9 protein-coding genes are annotated in these 18,546 nt (G+C 41.9%); 6 read left to right on the top strand and 3 right to left on the bottom strand.

Annotation, left to right across the window (positions count from 1 at the left end):
• Positions 1–28 precede the first annotated feature (28 nt).
• Positions 29–8,773, bottom strand: a complete 8,745-nt coding sequence (locus tag IL355_RS14860; RefSeq protein ID WP_192462909.1) for a T9SS type B sorting domain-containing protein — start codon at positions 8,771–8,773, stop codon at positions 29–31.
• 132 nt (positions 8,774–8,905) lie between these two features.
• Here IL355_RS14860 and IL355_RS14855 point away from each other — a divergent pair, with 132 nt between their 5' ends.
• Both IL355_RS14855 and IL355_RS14850 read left to right on the top strand, forming a co-directional pair.
• Positions 8,906–10,027 carry a PQQ-dependent sugar dehydrogenase gene (locus IL355_RS14855; RefSeq protein ID WP_192462908.1) on the top strand — a complete coding sequence of 374 codons (1,122 nt, stop codon included), beginning with the start codon at positions 8,906–8,908 and terminating at the stop codon, positions 10,025–10,027.
• Between the two features lie 20 nt (positions 10,028–10,047).
• Positions 10,048–10,455 (top strand): c-type cytochrome, encoded by a 408-nt coding sequence (locus tag IL355_RS14850; protein ID WP_225621266.1) that lies wholly within the window; start codon positions 10,048–10,050, stop codon positions 10,453–10,455.
• 3 nt (positions 10,456–10,458) lie between these two features.
• Here the strand turns inward: IL355_RS14850 and murQ are convergent, their stop codons facing one another.
• Positions 10,459–11,268 carry an N-acetylmuramic acid 6-phosphate etherase gene (gene murQ, locus IL355_RS14845; RefSeq protein WP_192462907.1) on the bottom strand — a complete coding sequence of 270 codons (810 nt, stop codon included), beginning with the start codon at positions 11,266–11,268 and terminating at the stop codon, positions 10,459–10,461.
• A 6-nt stretch (positions 11,269–11,274) separates the two neighbouring features.
• The gene (locus IL355_RS14840; RefSeq protein ID WP_192462906.1) at positions 11,275–12,024 is read right to left on the bottom strand and encodes a DeoR/GlpR family DNA-binding transcription regulator; all 750 of its coding nucleotides are present in this window, start codon (positions 12,022–12,024) and stop codon (positions 11,275–11,277) included.
• A gap of 194 nt (positions 12,025–12,218) precedes the next feature.
• Here IL355_RS14840 and nagB point away from each other — a divergent pair, with 194 nt between their 5' ends.
• From nagB to IL355_RS14820, 4 genes are read left to right on the top strand one after another with little or no spacing between them, the layout of a single operon-like run.
• Positions 12,219–14,150 carry a glucosamine-6-phosphate deaminase gene (gene nagB, locus IL355_RS14835; protein WP_192462905.1) on the top strand — a complete coding sequence of 644 codons (1,932 nt, stop codon included), beginning with the start codon at positions 12,219–12,221 and terminating at the stop codon, positions 14,148–14,150.
• A gap of 55 nt (positions 14,151–14,205) precedes the next feature.
• A complete protein-coding gene (locus IL355_RS14830; RefSeq protein WP_192462904.1) occupies positions 14,206–15,711 on the top strand; it encodes a glycoside hydrolase family 10 protein in 1,506 nt (501 codons plus the stop codon).
• A gap of 10 nt (positions 15,712–15,721) precedes the next feature.
• Positions 15,722–16,996: an MFS transporter gene (locus IL355_RS14825; protein WP_192462903.1), complete on the top strand. Its 1,275-nt coding sequence runs from the start codon at positions 15,722–15,724 to the stop codon at positions 16,994–16,996.
• Positions 16,989–18,545, top strand: a complete 1,557-nt coding sequence (locus IL355_RS14820; protein WP_192462902.1) for a glycoside hydrolase family 3 protein — start codon at positions 16,989–16,991, stop codon at positions 18,543–18,545. Before IL355_RS14825 ends, IL355_RS14820 begins: the two co-directional genes overlap by 8 nt.
• Position 18,546 lies beyond the last annotated feature (1 nt).

Here is an 18,546-nt window from a genome sequence, read left to right as displayed (position 1 = left end):
CCGTTTCTCTTCTTAAAAGCATCCTTATTTATCGGTATAATGTAAAATGACCTACATACCGTATATCCCTATCATCATTTTGGTTAACAACGTACCAGTAATCACCAGTTGGTAGCTCCTTACCTTCATACGTACCATCCCATTTGCTCACTTGGTCAAGTTCAGCAACCACACGGCCATAACGGTCGTAAATAATTACCTCTATATTGGGGAAGAAGTCTCTATTGCCTGGTGCCCAGAAATCATTCTCGTTATCTCCGTTAGGTGAAAAGAAATTAGGAATTTCCAGCATTCCGGTGAACTCAAATGGTATGGCCGCAACTGCTACACAACCGTTTTGATCTACTACCCGTATTTCAACCGTACCACTATCCGTTGTGGTATACAAACCTTCGGACCCGTACGATGTTCCATTAAAGAAGAACTCATAGCCCCCAAAACCACCTTCTGCTGTTGCCGTAATCTCATTTGGACCGGTCTTTTCTGCGGTAAGGGTTAAAGGGTTATACGAATCTATAGTAAATTCAACCGAATTGGTACAACCATTCTCATGGTAAATGTATACCGTATAATCACCAGCTGGAAGATCACCCCATTCTCTCTCTGTTGTTGCTAATGATGTAATGGCATCCGTTGGGTCTACTGGGTTTATTGCGAACAATAATTCAGGCATTAAACTTGAATCTTGTATCTCAACCCTAGCTGTACTGTTTGGGAATATTCCCTCACATCCATATTGAACAATTGGTTCTGCCGTAAGGTCTACCCCAATTTCAATTGGGATAAGTACATCTGTACCGCACATATTGGCATCCTGAACAAATACAATATAGGTTTCCCCACCTATCAAATTATCCAATAATAAATCATCATTTCTCTCAAATACCTCTGTTCCATCCGAATTAGGACCTATAATTCTGGTTTCATAGTAAGTAGCCAAGGTAATAGGGTCTACAAAAGGTGTTCCTCCAGAAATTGTTAACTGGGCCGTACCATCTGCAAAACCGATACAGGTTTCCGGAGTGGTCTCCACATCCGTAATTTCCAATTCACTAGGCTCCGTTACCACAATCTCAAAAGTCTGAGGACAACCTTCCGCATCTTGCGCCAGTACCGTGTAGGACGGATTGCTAGGCGTATTCGCCGGTAAATCTGTAAAGGTATAAACCAACGGATTGTCCGGGTCAGAGAAAAACTCACTTAGGTTTGGTTCTATTGCAAATTTCACAAGTCCAGGAGTTGCACTGGTAACCTCCATGGTGATAGTGCCGTCCGCTTCTCCAAAACAAGTGGTAGGGGTACTATTAAAATCAATAGTCACAGGTTCTGCCGGAGCAATGGTAAATGGCCCCTGTACTACCCCACAATTCGCTCTACTAATAACCGAAATCCAGTAATCTCCAGAATCCAAGTTTTCAAAAGTACCAAAGTCCTGCATAGGTAAATTATTGTAGGTAGGTAAGGATTCCGCAGCAAAAGCGTCAGTACCTGGATCCGTATTATAAATTCTAAATTCATATATACCAGTACCACCATTGGCTACGGCCTCAATTCTTCCATCAACCTCATAAGCACATGACACATCAAAAGTTGGCGAGGCTAGGTCTAAACTTAAAGGCTCTGCGTCCGTAATGGTTATACCATTGGTCTTTCTTGCCAAACAAGAACTTAATCCTCCTACTTTTCTAACCTCATACCTATAGGAGTTTCCTATGGTTCCAGGAATATTGGTTTCAACAGGTAGGCCATTTGAATCTATCCCGCTAATAGGAGACCATGGTCCACCCGAACCGTTAACACTGTACTCATAGGTAACACTAGGATCTGGATCAGGATTGTTCACTCGTATCATCATGGTGGCAATGTTACCACAGGCCGGCACCGATGTCTGAATCAAAACAGGATTGATCGGTGGTGGTGGAATTACCTGTACGGGAGGCGTTACAAAACTACAATCCAGTGTAGAAACAACCTCCACTGCATACCAACCGCCAGGGATCACACCTGTTCCAGCAGTTCCTACGAATTCTGGGTCTGTTTGATATCCTGTTGAAGAAATAACATCTGTATTGTTATTACTTCCCAAATGAAGTAACCTATACTGATATCCGCCTCCTGGAACACCTCCTATAGCACCGGGGGTTGTTGTACCCGGCTCTACAGCCACAATTACGGCGTCATTACCTTGAGGACATTCCAATTCTCGAGTAATAATAGCTTCCGCATCAATAGGTGGAACCGGTAACAGTTCCAATTCTTCGATATGTGTACACCCTTCGGCATCTCGCACCGTTACCCTATAGTTTCCAGCGGAAAGACCGGTAAACCTATCATTGGTGCCGTTAGCCGCAAAAGTTGCATACGCCGCGTTGGAATGTGGTGCAAAACCACTACCAACGGGATTCTCATATTCCAACATATATTCATAAGGCGCAGTGGTCCATCCTCCTTGAGTCGAAACAAAAATTTCACCAAGGTCGTCGTTACAGCCCACACGGCCTACCTCGTCCATGGTAGTAATCACCAATTGCTCACTTGGCATTTCTATGGTACTTGCGTTACTAAATACATTACAGGCTACAGCGGTCATTCCCATTTCACGGATGACGACACGAAGATTACCGCCTTCCAGACCAGTAATTACAAATGGGTTACCATCTACCGCTGTATCTATACTTCCGGTAGAATTACCTCCCACAGGTGCTCCAAAAGCTCCGCCGATAAAACCAGGGTCATTTGATTCATAAACCGTATACTCGTATACACCGTTAAAGCCAGAAACATCAATGGTCAATTCTCCATCCAAAGCGTTAAAGCATCCTACTGGATCATTTTGTGAGATGGTTACCGTAGGTAAAACAGGCTCTAAAACCGTGTAAGCGGCTATTGGATAGGTGCAACCACCCACATCGTTTACCTGTAAATTATACTCTCCAGAAACCATGGGCAGATCAAATTCCACAAACGTACCACTAGGTTGCGAAACACTGCTTACATTAGCTACACTAAATCCTTGGTCTTCAATAATAAAATTGGTAGAACCAGTAACCTCAACCCGTATTCTTTCGGGGTTTTCACAATCCATTGGTCGAATTTGGGTAATTATTGCCGATACATTATTGGGTGCCAATACGGTCACGGAATCAAAAAACTCACAGCCATTGGAATCAATCGCGTAAATGGTAATCGTTTGATCCACACCCGTATCAACTATTTCAAAAGTTGGACTCGTTTGGTAACTGTCCGCCGGGTCTAATTTATATCCATAAGGACCGCCATTACCAACGTTCGTACCAACGATACTTGCTGTTACATTAGTCGTGCTATATTGATTCGCCGCAGGGTTACAAACTAAAGTTCCCGCAGTCACATCAATTTCAAATGGGGGTGGTTCATTAATAACAACTTCTTCCCTATCAAAACAATTTCTATCGGTAACCACCTCAATTACGTAGGTACCCGGCGTTAAATTCAAGAATGTTCCTGAGGCATTTGTTCCTGCTCTACCTGAAGTATCTAGATTGGCAGGCATACTGGCCAATGTAGAATTGTAGAGGTTGTATTCTTGAATACCGTCTATATCAGTTCCTGATTGTATAGAAGCAGAAATACTACCATCATTCGCACCATTACAGCTTATATCCGAAGCACCGGCATCATCAATATTTGGCTGGGTAGGATTGGATCTGAAAATATCATCTACTAAGAACGTACAGTTAGTAACTCCATCATCCACTAAATTGTCAGTAACCTCCACCTCATAATCTCCAGGAGGTATATTCTCAAAAACACCATCACTATTAGGGTCCGTAATGTTTACGGGAGTACCAAACATATCTATACCCGTTAATACATAACTAAAGTCTCCACTACCACCGTTAGCGGTAATTGTAATTTCACCATCACTATCAGTACAATTTGGTTCAGTACTAAAACCTCCTGACGCTGAAAGTACTTGATACACTTCTGCTACGTCATCTACATCACAACCATTGGCATCAATTACGTTTACAGGATATGATCCAATGTTACTTACGAAGAATATCGCTTGTGTTGGAGTTCCAGGAACATAGGGTGGTGTTTGGCTAACTCCGTTCAATGTAAATGTTGGAGTATCAATATCTCCAGGCATTTCAACCGTTATCTCGAAACCACCTACCGGAGTTGTTACATCACACTGATTGTTAACACTAATATTTGGAGCTGGCAAATCAGGATTTAGCTGAATCACAGCCGCTGTAACCATAAAGGAACAATTATTGGCATCCCTTACCCAAATATCATAATCGGTACCAGGCGCCAATGACCCTGGAAGTGCCACGGTGGAGGCATCGGTAAAATCACCTATAGCGGGAGGAGTACCTGCCGGCATATAGGCATATAGATATGGGCTACCCGTGCCAAACGGTGTACCACCACTTCCACGTACGGTCAATTGCCCTAAGGCGTTACAGTTAGCGTTTTGGTTGTCTATAATATCTACACGGGGCATATTTACGGTTGCTTCATCTTCATCACCGCCAGAACAATCACCTGCATCCAGTACAGAAATACCATATCTTCCCTGTGGAACGGTCAAATCCGTACCTAGGGCGGTCAAAGAAGAATTGGTTACATTATAAACTTCAGCGCCTGTATCTAAATTTGTTATGATTACATCGAAAGGAGCCGTACCACCTGTGATAGTGTAATTTACACCTACATCACCATTTCTACAAGTTGCACCGTCAACCGTTATCGTAACCGTAGGACCCGGTCCATCAGGCAAAGTAATCACTTCTTGATAAGTACAACCTGTAGCCGTATCACGAACCTCAACGGTATAAGAAACGCCCCAAAGAAGACCGGCAAAACAGTGATTGGTAGCTGTATTATTAGGAGCGGTCCAACCTACTAATGGATCCGGGTCCACCAATCGAATTTCATACGGGCCTGTTCCATTCACGATTTCCACGCAAACTGTTGTTCCTCCAGGACTACAGATAGCTGGCGGTGGTGGATAGGTGGGAATTATATCCAGGGCTGCAGTGTTAATTGTAAAAGGTTCAATATCGTTACATCCTCTAGAATCAATTATTATCATCTGATAATTTCCAGGAACCAGACTTGGATCAGAAATATTCACTGGAAAATCTGCATCCGCCACGTTATTTTGCGATACAAACTCATTTCCAAAATTATCCTCAATAACGATGGTATAGGTTTCCACCCCGGCCGTTGGTAAATTTACCGTTACCCCACCGGACAAATCACCAGCATTACAGCTAGCGTCAATGGGCGTTACCGTAGCATCTGGTGCAGGGTTGGGGTCTGGGGCAACCGTAATAGCCACAATACCGGTAATACAGTTTCTGGCATCTTTTACCATATACTCATAATCTCCTGCTGCCAAACCAGAGTAAATGGTTTGATCGGAGAAAGAGTAAGTGCTCGTTGGATCCGGGTTATTTGGATCGGGAATCAAAGTGCCTACTGGGGCAAAAATCACCTCAAAAGGTGGCACGCCCGAAGATACCGTTGGTATTACCTCCACAAAACCACTGTTTGGATCACCGCAACTTGGGCCTACAATTCTATGGGTTGCCGCTATATTGGTAGGCTCGGCAAAAGTCAATATTTCAGAAGTATTGTTACAACTGTTGTTATCAGTAACTTCTACGGTATAATCTCCATGAGAACCGAAAGGAACTGTATAGTTAAATGGGTTAGAGGGTAAAGTATTACCCGTATGACCCGCTACAGGAGTTCCGTCTAAATAAATGGTATAAGACGTAGAGGCCAGATTACTCACATCACCTCCGGAAACCGTGATTTCCATTTCCCCGTCACCACCACAAGGTATTTCAGAAACTACATCTAAATTCACCTGAACTTGAGGTGGTATTCTAATACTTGAGGTGGAAGCGATACAATCGTTCCCATCCACTACCTCAATAGTATAATTACCTGGCACCAATCCCGTAAAAGTATAGGTTCCGGCTGTTCCAGGCGTTTGCAAGGAACCTCCGTTTATACGATATCTATGGGATGCCAGAGGTGCTGAGCCTGCGGTTGAAGTAACAGAAAGTTGACCGTTATTGGTTGGCGAATAACAAAAGTCCCCACTATCCAAAGCAATTGTTGGCGCCGTTACACTGGTAAGTGTAAAGGTTGTGGACTCCCTACATCCTTCGGAATCAATGACGGTTAAAGTATAGGTCCCTTCTTCGGTTAAATTTCCAAAATTTCTACCTGTTTTTGGTCCTTGGGTTCTTCCATCGGAAGGTGGCCACAATAGTTCATATCTATAACTTCCAAAACCTCCGGAAGCATTCGCCCTAACCCTACCAATATTGTTGTTTTGACAACTCATATCAGTTACATCGGCTGTTATACCCAAAGGAGTGGCTGCTTCTTCTACATCAAAAGAGGCCGTGGAAACACAATTCGTATCGTTATCGGTCACCGTTATTTCATACGTTCCTGCACCTAAACCTGAAATGGGAATATTTAATGCCGTACTATTACTACCGCTTGTAATAACAGCAGCTGAAGGAGCGGTTCTATTAACTACATAATCATAATCCGTTGCAAAACCATCGACCAAAAAACCGCCGTCACCGTCCGTAGCCCCAGGACAAACCTTTCGATCACCACCTGATTGTACTCTGGCTCGAATAGTGCTAATTCCTCCCGTCGTAAAACTGGCATTGTACGTACAACCATCAGTATCGGTTATTTCAAATTGATAGGAAGTATCCAAATCCAATCCATTAAAAACGTTGCTTGCCTGTGCCGGTGGCAATGCTGTAGCGGGATTGGAAGAAATGATTTCATACTGAGCTACGGTAAATGTAGCAGGTTGAACATCTATGGTAACCCTACTAGTTCCGGTAGCACAATCTAAATTATCCTGTACAAAATTGATAGCCGTTGGCGGAACTGGTTCTGAAACCGTGATGGGAGCCAATGCTTGATAACACCCGGCATCGTCCCTAATGTAGGGAATATAGGTGCCCGGCGCTAGCCCATTAAAACTAGTTCCTGCCTGGTAATTGGTATTATCAATACTATATTCATAACCAGAACCGGATCCCCCAGTAGCCGGAGTAAAATCGATAATAGCCCCGCTATTGCTACAAGTATAATCTTGTGTCAAACTTGCAGAACCGTTCAAACCGCCTTCTGAGCTCACGGTAACCGCCGGAAGTGAAAGAACACATGAAAAAGCTCCCTGAGAATATCTTACTTCAACTATATTATAAGTTCCGTCAGCTACAGGTATGGTTGATGAGCTTGTAAACGGATCACCGGCATTGTTGGTAGCCCTAAATTCCAGATTAAATCCTCTGGGATCATTAATGGTAAAATCTACCTTACCTCCTCCATTGGTACAAGTACCAATAATATCGGACGCTGTTACATCTGGCGGATCCAGTTCTGCTACATATTCAGATTTTTCAGCGGTACAACCTTGATCATCCGTAATGAAAAATGTATAAGTTCCAGGCGAAGTTACCGTATAGGAACTGGTTCCCGTAAAAAATCCGCCTGAATTACCTCCATCGCTCACGGTATAACTATATGAACCGGATCCACCAGACGGGGTTACATCAATATCAACACTTGATATCGTAGAACAACCAAAACTCATACCATTGGTATCAGTAACTACAGAAATGGGGCTTAACCCCTCTCCAACAGTAATTGGATTTCCGCTAGTATCCGTATATTGGATTGGCGCAGGAATTCCATTGGGAATGTCCTCACGACAATCATTAGTCTCAACCTTTACGGCATACGTACCTTCGCTTACCGCCCCAAAAGTATAGGTGTTACTACTAATGGTAGAAGTAAATTCTATTTCGGCGCCGTTCTCATCCAATAAGGTATACACATAAGGTCCAGGCACTTCTGGATTAACGGTAACATCAATACTTCCTGTTTCACCACTACACACCGGATTGGTAAACGTAACTTCTATTTCAATATCAACCTCTTCAATTTCGATTACTTCATATAAGTACTCACATACCTGACCCGAAATGTTCAAACGGGCCTGTACCTGATAGGAGCCCGGAGTCAAATTATCAAAAATGGAAGAAGATTGGTAAGGACCAAAAGGGTTGGCCCCTTCCCTAATTCTAAATTGATAACTATTAGGTAGTCCCGTAATTTCAATCCTTCCTGGATTGTTACACACATAATCTTTTTTGGTATAGGTCTGGGTAATGGTACTCTTAACAACTTCAATATAATAATACTGACCTCCATTTACCTGAACCCTAAATTCCGCACCATTGGCCGCAGAAATAGTACTGGCATCCAAATTAAAGGATGGCCCATCATGTACTTCATTGTAGGTGCCAGCATAGTCTGGACATTCTACATTGGTATTTGGGGTACCGGCCAGTTGCTGCCAAGAAACCGTTGAATAAGGCCCCCCGGATAAGGTAATATTTCTGTCATCAGAATCCCCACAAAGTATAAAACGCGCTATGGTTGCCCCATCATTGGCACAACTTACGGTTTCATCTGCCCCTTGTATGATAGTCATAAACATGGGAGCTGCAGCAGCACTCTTTACTGCTTTGTTTTTTTGGGTATTCCTCAAAAACGTACTTTCCTTCGTGTGATTTTCTGTCTTAACGGTAGAAACCACTTCCTTGACTACCTCGGCAACCTCGGTAATTAGGGTATAGACTTTGGGATTGGCTATTGCCGTAGTGCCTACTACTGAAGATATCAGTAATATTAGGGCAATAAGAATATGCCTCTTTTTTGTTGGGAACATAGGTTAAGTCTTGGTTAAAAGAATAGCAGCCTTTGGGGAGCATTTATTCTTCAGATGTAATTATTTATACTTATAAATTCTCTTTATATTTATCTGCTAAGCATACTATAATATTATTTTTAACGTAGAACCATGAAAAATAGTGTATTTCTAATCTTCTCTTCCCTTATTTTCTTTTACTCATCTTGTGCTCAAGACCCTGAAAACCAAGTTGATGATGTAACAAACACACCATTTCAGGCAGAACTACTGATCGATGAAATGCAAATTCCATGGGGAATGACTTTTTTACCGGATGGAAGTATGCTTGTAACTGAAAAATCTGGAGAAATCATTCACTTTAAAAATGGAACTAAAACACAAATAGAGGGCGTACCAAAAGTTTATGCACGCGGACAGGGTGGATTATTGGACATTGAAGCGCACCCAAATTACAGTGAAAACGGTTGGATTTATATTTCCTACGCATCAGAGCAAGGTGACGAAAAAGGTGGGAATACCGCTCTTATGAGAGCGAAACTCCAAGGTAACTCGTTAGTGGATAGTGAAGTGCTGTATAAAGCAACACCCAACACTACAAAAGGACAACATTTTGGTTCTCGAATAGTATTTGACAACGACGGTTATTTGTTTCTTTCGATTGGAGAAAGAGGTGATCGAGATACCAACCCGCAAGACATAACCAGGGACGGTGGAAAGATTTATCGTTTTAATGCAGATGGCAGCATTCCAAAAGACAATCCATTTGTCAATGAATCCGGTGCAAAAACGGCCATTTATAGTTATGGTCACAGAAACCCACAGGGATTGGCCAAACATCCAGAAACAGGGGAGATATGGGACAATGAACACGGCCCTAGAGGCGGGGATGAAATAAATATTGTTAAGCCAGGAGCCAATTACGGTTGGCCCGTAATTACTTACGGAATCAATTATTCTGGCACCCCCATAACAGATGAAACGGAAAAGGAAGGAATGGAGCAACCCATTCATTATTGGTTACCGAGCATAGCACCTAGCGGCATGGCTTTTGTTTCTACGGATACTTACAAAGGTTACAAAGGTAGTATCCTGGTAGGATCTTTGAAGTTTCAATATTTGGAAAGGTTGGTTTTGGATGGAAATAAAGTTGCCAAAAGAGAGAAGTTAATGCCCGAAATTGGTCGAGTTAGAGACGTAAAGGAAGGCCCTGATGGTCTTATTTATGTTGCTGTTGAAGGTAAAGGAATTTATAAATTGGTTCCTAATAATTAAAAAGTAGTTATTCCGTAGTAATGGTCATAAGAGTATTCCCCCTCGTTATTCTTTTCTTCTGTATTGGCACAGTCTCAATATTTGGGCAAGAAGCGGATTTAGAAGAAAGTATGCTTAGAGGAGAGATGGTATATATGGATTTTTGCGTTACCTGTCATCTTGAAGATGGAAAAGGCGTTGCCAATACCTTCCCTCCTTTGGCCCAGTCAGATTATCTTAAAAATAATAGAGAGGCAAGCATTAGAGGGATCAAGTATGGACAGCAGGGAGAAATGGTTGTCAACGGCGTTACCTATAACAACGTGATGGCCCCCATGGGATTGGATGATTCGGAAATTGCCGATGTCATGAATTATATTTTAAATTCATGGGGCAATTGGTCCGACCATTTTGTCACTACGGACGAAGTTGCGAGAGTAGAAAAGTAAAATTTATACCCCTGCGTCAATGGCCGCTTTTACAGAGCCGTGCTTTCTAAGTAATAATTCTGCTTGTTCATAAGGTATTTGAAGACCTTCGGCCACATACCTTGCTCCTCTGTCCACAAGTTTGTTATTACTCAATTGCATGTTGACCATTTTATTGCCTTTTACCCTACCGATACGGATCATCAAGGCAGTTGAAATCATATTGAGGGCAAGTTTTTGCGAAGTGCCACTTTTCATTCTCGTACTCCCAGTTACAAACTCCGGTCCAACATTCATCTCAATAGGAATATCGGCAGAAGTGGCCAAGGGTGAACCTGGGTTATTGGTGATACCCGCTGTCAAAAGACCATTCTTTTTAGCTTCGGCTATTCCGCCAAGTACGTAGGGCGTAGTGCCAGAAGCGGCTATTCCTACAACCACATCCAACTCGTTTATATCATGCTCCATTAGGTCTTTCCAAGCTTGTTCCGTATCGTCCTCTGCATTTTCCACGGATTTTCTAATGGCCTTATCGCCGCCAGCTATAATACCAATGACCCTGGTATGGGGCAACCCGTAGGTTGGTGGTATCTCGGAAGCATCCAAAACACCCAATCTTCCACTGGTTCCCGCACCAATATAAAATAACCTCCCCCCTTTTTCAAAGCGTTCGGCAAGTCCATCAACTAATTGGGTAATGTGAGGAATGGCCTTTTCTACAGCTATGGCCACTTTTTGATCTTCCTCATTCATTTTATTGAGGATGGATAAGGTATCCAATTGCTCCAAATGGTCATGATTGGAAGGAGATTCAGTAATTTTGGTGTAAGTCATGGCTATTTATAAAATATGTATATCGTGGTTTCTAAATGAATTCAATAAGGCATCCGTTGGATTCAATTCGGTAATCATCGTATTGATGGCGTTTATATCACAGGTTTTATAACGGTGTTGCGAATTCAATTTTTCCGAAATGGATAAAAGTACCGTTTTTTTAGAGCTTTTTATCACTGCTTTTTTTACTTGTACAATATCCCAGTCAAATTCTGTGAGTCCGTAAAAGGAATCTACATAACCTGTACCTATAAAACTAAAATCTACCCTGATTTCGGACAGGTTATGAATAGCGTTGGCCCCAATGGTGGTCTGTGATTCACTGGATACCTGCCCCCCAACGATGATGACGTTTACGTTGGGTTTGTTCAACAGTTCTGATGCTACCGGCAAGCTATGGGTGAAACAGGTGATTTCGAGGTTATGGGGCATAAGCCTTGCGAGCTCAGAGCAGGTGGTACCACCATCAATAAAAATAACCGAGCCCGGTTTTAATAAACTCAAAGCCTTTTGTGCGATAATATTTTTTTCCTCAAGCCTATAGACGTTCTGGTTCCGTGTACTATTGACCGTAAAACCCAAGGAAATAGCGCCGCCATGTACTTTTCGCAGCTTATTTTCAGAATCCAACTCCTTTACATCCCTTCTAACGGTGTCAATAGAGACGTCAAGTGCTTCGGCAATATCCGTAAGCAGGATCCGGTTGTGAAGTTCAACCTCGTTGAGTATGGTCTGTTGCCGCTCTTCCTTTAACATAGCGTCATGGAATTCTTAATTTTTCGGGGACAAATATAGGTAATTATATTGAATGCCGTTTTTTTCTACCTTGAAGTTAACAAATCATTAAAAATGCAAAAAACAGCATTTTAAAAAGCAAAAAACAGCAAAATATCGATTTTCATGCCTATATTTGCATGGATTTAAACCTCTACCAAAAGAACTATCTTAAAATGAAAACAATTCTCGAAAAAAACGGATCTTCAATTGAATATAGACCTGTAGGTCAATTTGAAGAGACTAGATTTGAAAAAATTCACAATGTTATTTTTTCGGACTCCAACAGAGCATCCATAAAGGTCGCTGAGGAAATTGCTGCTCTCATCAGAAAAAAGCAAAAGGAAAATAAAAACTGTGTTCTAGGACTTGCTACAGGCTCCTCTCCTATTAGAGTTTATGAGGAGTTGGTTCGCATGCACAAAGAAGAAGGATTGACATTCTCCAATGTTATCACTTTTAACTTGGATGAGTACCTTCCCATGGAAAAGGAAAATCGCCAAAGCTATTGGTACTTTATGCACGAACACTTATTCAATCATATAGACATACCTGAGGAAAACATTCACATTCCAGATGGTACCATTCAAGGTGATGACGTAATCGACTATTGCTTGGCATACGAAAAGGCGATAAAGAAGGCCGGGGGCCTTGATTTTCAATTATTAGGGATTGGTCGTACCGGACATGTTGGATTTAATGAACCTGGTTCCCACTACAACTCCGGCACTAGGGTCATTACACTTGACCACATCACCAGAGTAGATGCTGCCCCCGCTTTTTTAGGTATAGACAACGTACCTAGAAAAGCCATTACTATGGGTATAGCCACGGTAAGAAGCGCCAAAAGAATCGTTTTATTGGGTTGGGGCGAAAACAAAGCGGATATCATCAAAAAAACGGTAGAAGGCGAAATCTCTTCTCAAGTTCCCGCTACCTATTTACAGGAGCATAAAAACTGTACGTTTGTTCTGGATACAGGAGCCGGCAGCCAGTTGACCAGAAACAAGACTCCTTGGCTTGTAGATGAATCCTTGGATTGGACGGAAAGCCTTACATCTAAAGCCATTGTTTGGTTATGTGAGCAGACCAACAAGTCCATTCTTAGCCTAACGGACAAAGATTACAATGACAACGGTATGTCCGGATTATTGGCGACCCAAGATTCTTACGACCTTAATATAAACATGTTCAATAGGTTACAACGCACCATTACGGGATGGCCTGGTGGAAAGCCAAATGCCGATGATACCAACAGACCGGAAAGAGCGGAACCCGCAAAGAAAAGGGTGATACTTTTTAGTCCGCACCCAGATGATGATGTTATTTCTATGGGAGGTACTTTTGATAGGCTAATCGAGCAAGGCCATGAGGTTCATGTGGCCTACCAGACTTCTGGAAATATTGCCGTTTCCGATGCAGATGCCCTACGTTACGCCGGTATAGCAAAAAGAATTAATTATTCTGATGAAGCGCAAAAATTGATAGACGATATCAAGGCTAAGAAAGAAAGTAGTTTTGATACCCTTGAAGTAAGAAAACTAAAAGGCAATATTAGAAGAGGAGAATCCTATGCGGCAACCCGTTACTTGGGACTTCCGGATGAAAACGTACACTTCTTGGACCTTCCTTTTTACGAAACAGGGACCATTAAAAAAAATAGCCTGTCCGACGCGGATATCGAAATAATGATGAATATCATCAAAGAGGTAGAACCACATCAAATCTACGCCGCAGGGGACTTAGCTGACCCTCACGGAACACATAAGGTTTGTTTGGATGCCGTATTTGAGGCCATGAGAAGATTAAAATCGGAACCTTTTATGAAAGATTGTTGGTTATGGTTATATCGTGGTGCTTGGCACGAATGGGATATTCACGAGATTGAGATGGCCGTTCCTATGAGTCCGGACCAAGTATTGAAAAAGCGTTATGCCATTTTCTGCCACCAATCCCAAAAAGACGGGGTGATGTTCCAAGGGGATGATGCTAGGGAGTTCTGGATGAGAGCCGAAGAAAGAAACAAAGATACTGCACAAAAATACAGAGCTTTAGGGCTTTCGGATTATGCTGCAATCGAAGCCTTTGTTCGCTATGAAGTAAACTAAACAACCACCTATATCAAAAGAGGCCTATCTTAAACAATAGGCCTTTTTATTTTTTATGACTACTAGACTACTTACATATCTCTTTCTTGCAGGATTAATTACCTCCTGTTCCGCATACAAAAAAGGACCGCAACCCAAACGTGAATTTCGAGGGTTTTGGGTAGCTACCGTGGTCAATATCGATTGGCCAAAAAATCCAAATGATGAAATCGCCAAAAAGAAGAGGGATTATCTTGATCTTTTGGATTACTATGAAGAATTAAAGTTTAATGCGGCCATTGTTCAAGTTAGAACAGCCGGGGACGCTTTTTATAAATCAGACTTTGCCCCTTGGTCCCGCTACCTAACAGGAGAGGAAGGAAAAGCGCCCAAAGATAGCTCCGAGGATATCTTAACTTGGATGGTTCAAGAAACCCATAAACGCGGAATGGAGTTTCACGCATGGCTCAATCCGTATAGGGCTACCTTTAATCTAGATACCTTAAACCTTGCTGCTGACCATGATTTTTATCAACATCCTAACTGGATGATCAAATATGGTAAAAAATATTACTACAACCCCGGTCTGCCGGAAGTACAAGACCATATGGCTTCCATCATTACCGAATTGGTCAACAACTACAAGATTGATGGTATTCACTACGACGATTATTTCTATCCCTACACTATTAAAGACGAAATTTTCAATGACTCCCTCGCCTATCAAAAATACCAACTCCCGGGTCAGAATTTAGAGGATTGGCGCCGAAGCAATATGGATTCCCTCATCAAAAAAAGCTTTGAAGTCACTAAAAATAATAAACCATGGGTGCAATTTGGCGTGAGTCCGTTCGGGGTATGGAAAAACAAAAGCACGGATCCGAGAGGTTCCGACACCCAAGCAGGGCAAACAACGTATGAAAACCTATATGCCGACCCTTTGTTGTGGATGGAAAAAGGATGGTTGGATTACATTGTGCCGCAACTGTATTGGAGTATGGAACTCAGTGTTGCCTCTCATAAAAAGTTAGTGGATTGGTGGAGTGAAAATAGCACCAATACCCAACTTTATATCGGAAACGGGCCTTACAAGATTGAAAATAACAGCGACAAGGCCTGGAACCGTAAAAAAGAACTTCCTGATCAAATTCTATACGCGCGTAAAAACGAAAATGTAGATGGTAACGTCTTTTTTAGTGCAAAAAGCCTGAAGGAAAAAAAGAAAAAGCACGAACGCATCCTAAAGAGAAACTTCTATGCTCAAGATGCTTTAACGCCAATGACCAGTAAAGAAACACCTACTAATAACCATCCTGAATATATTTCAAAAGCATATGTAGGCAATACAATCAGGTTTTATTTTAAAAACCTCAGCATTGCAAAGCAATGGGTGGTTTACAAATCAGAAAAAAGCCAAGAGGAAACCCTCCGCCCTAAAAATATTATTGCAAAGCCCTTTATTACCAATCCCGAATATATTGAGATTCTAATTTCTGATTTAAAGGGTAGAAAGAAAATTAGCTATACTTTTTTAGATAAGTATGGAAAGGAAAGTGAACCTAAAACCCTACTTTTAAACTAAAGCATTTTACATGATTAAAAAAGACAAATGGGCTTGGGGCTGGGTTCCTCCGTTATATTTCGCAGAAGGACTTCCCAACGTAATAATTGCATCGGTTTCCGTAATCATGTACAAGCAGTTGGGCATCAACAATACGGATATTACCCTTTACACCGGTCTTTTATACCTGCCTTGGGTGCTAAAACCTATTTGGAGCCCCGTGGTAGACCTAAAAAGTACCAAGAGAAATTGGTTTTTGGTAATGCAACTACTTATTGCCGTCATGTTTTTGGCCGTTGGGCTCACAGTTCCCACACAAATGTTTTTTGTAACCACCTTGGCCTGCTTTTGGGTAGCGGCCTTTGCTTCCGCTACGAACGATATTGCCTCTGATGGCTATTATATGATTGGACTTTCTGAAAAAAAACAGTCCTTTTTCGTGGGAATCAGAAGCACCTTCTATCGCTTGGCCATGGTTACCGGTAGCGGACTCATCGTTGTTTTGGCCGGCTATTTGGAAGAAATGTATGGAGACAATACCAAGGCATGGAGCTATACCATGATTATCACCGGTCTTTTGATGCTGCTATTAACGGTCATCAACTTTTTTACTACCCCTAAATTTGAATCTTCCCTAGAAATAGAAACGGAAAAACCAAAGGCTTTCTTAGAGGTTTTTACCTCCTTTTTTAAAAAACCGAATATTGCCGTGGCATTGGCCTTTATTTTAACCTACCGGTTAGGTGAATCTCAATTGGCAAAAGTGGCACAGCTCTTTATGTTGGATGACCTTTCCGAAGGCGGACTGGCCATTTCCACGGAAAACGTGGGTATTATTTATGGGGTCGTGGGCCTAATTACCCTTTCGGCTGGGGGTATTTTAGGGGGGATTCTCATTTCAAGGGATGGTCTCAAAAAATGGATGCTCCCTATGATGCTTTCCTTAAATGTCCCCAATGTGCTTTACGCGATTATGGCAGTTACCCAAACAAAAAGCCTTGTTTTTGTGGTTGCTACCGTGGCTTTTGAGCAATTTGGTTACGGCTTTGGCTTTGCCGCATTCTTAATGTACCTCATCTACATAGCAGAAGGAGCCTCAAAGACATCCCATTATGCCATCGCTACCGGATTTATGGCCCTAGGTGCCATGCTACCGGGCATGATCAGTGGGGCCGTACAAAACTGGTTGGGTTATGATGGTTTTTTCATTTGGGTGGTCATTTCTGCCCTACCTGCCTTTTTACTTTTAAAATATTTACAATATCCCCCAGATTTCGGGAAAAAATCGTCTACTGCCAATGACTGATGTAGCTACCATCAATATTAAAAATTTGACGCTAAGAGAAAAAGTAGGTCAGCTTTTTATGCCCGCTGCCTTCATCAATGATACCGAAGAAGAAATTCAAGCTTTGGAAAAATTGATTACCGAAGGTAAGGTCGGCGGTATCTGCTTCTTCCACAGTAGGGCCAGTGCCGCTACCAATTTTGAAGGAAAGAAAAAAATAGTAAAGAACGAGCAGAGTTTCAATTCCCTGAAAAACCTCATCCAACGGTATCAAAAAGTTTCCATGACGCCCTTATTGATTGCGATTGATGCAGAATGGGGCCTGGCCATGCGTATAGAAAACACACCACAATACCCTTATGCCATAACTTTAGGTGCCATTCAAGATGATGAACTTATCTTTCAGGTAGGTAAAAATATAGCAAAAGACTGCAAAGCAGCCGGTATCCATTGGAACCTCTCCCCTGTTGTAGACATTAACAACAATCCCAACAATCCGGTAATAGGTTATCGTTCCTTCGGAGAGGACAGAAATTTGGTTACCCAAAAGGCTTTGGCCTATGCAAAAGGAGCCCAAAGTGAAGGTGTTCCTGTAAGTATTAAACATTTTCCCGGGCATGGAGATACAGCCACGGATTCCCACCTAGGGCTTCCACATATTGATAAAAGCAAAGCAGCGTTGATTCAAAATGAGCTTTATCCCTTTCAAAAACTCATTGATGAAGGTGCAGAAGCTGTGATGGTAGGGCATCTTTCGGTTCCAGCATTGGCAGGGAACAAAAACATACCCAGTAGCATTTCAAAAGAAATTATCAAAGGTGTGCTTAGAAACGAAATGGGCTTTGAGGGCGTGGTTATTTCAGATGCCTTGAACATGCATGCCGTTTCTAAGAACTATCCTGAGAAAGGAAAATTGGAATGGCTAGCTTTTGATGCCGGAAACGATATTCTCTGTTTTGCCGAAAATACGATGGAAGGCATTGAAAAAATCCTAAAAAACGCTTCCGAAGAACAAATTGAAGAAAGTTTTCATAGGGTATATATTTTAAAAGAAAAGGCCTTTGGCCATGTTGATAATGAAGTTAGCTTAACTGATGCTTCTCCCCTCAACACCGCTATTGCCAAAAAAAGTATCACTCTTTATAAGGGAAACGTCTCTGATATGGAGCAATTTAGAAAAGAGGGATTTCAAATAGTTTGCAATCGCCCTGAAAAGGCGACCTCTTTTTTAAACGGATTATCCTTTGAAAACTGCAACAACATTTTGGATTTTCAGGCTTTCAAGGATGAAAACCTTTTGCTAGCACTATTTCCGCCACAAATAAAACCTAATAACAATTTTGGTTTTTCTGTGGAAGAATTAGAGAAAATCAATTTGCTTTTAGCTTCAGGAAATACGGTTTTATATCTTTTTGGAAACCCTTATGTTTTGAACCATTTGCAAGTGGAAAAGGCAAAGGCGGTGGTCATAGCCTACCAAGATTTTAAAGAGTTTCAAGAAGTAGCGCAACAACATTTCTTAGGAGAACACCAAGCAGTTGGGAAACTTCCGGTAACCATTGAAAAATAAG

The sequence above is a fragment of the Euzebyella saccharophila genome, from assembly GCF_014855495.1.
In the GTDB taxonomy this organism is placed as follows: Bacteria; Bacteroidota; Bacteroidia; order Flavobacteriales; family Flavobacteriaceae; genus Euzebyella; species Euzebyella saccharophila.
The sequence above is the reverse complement of the archived record's forward strand: the minus strand, read 5'-3'. Positions and strand labels throughout refer to the sequence as shown.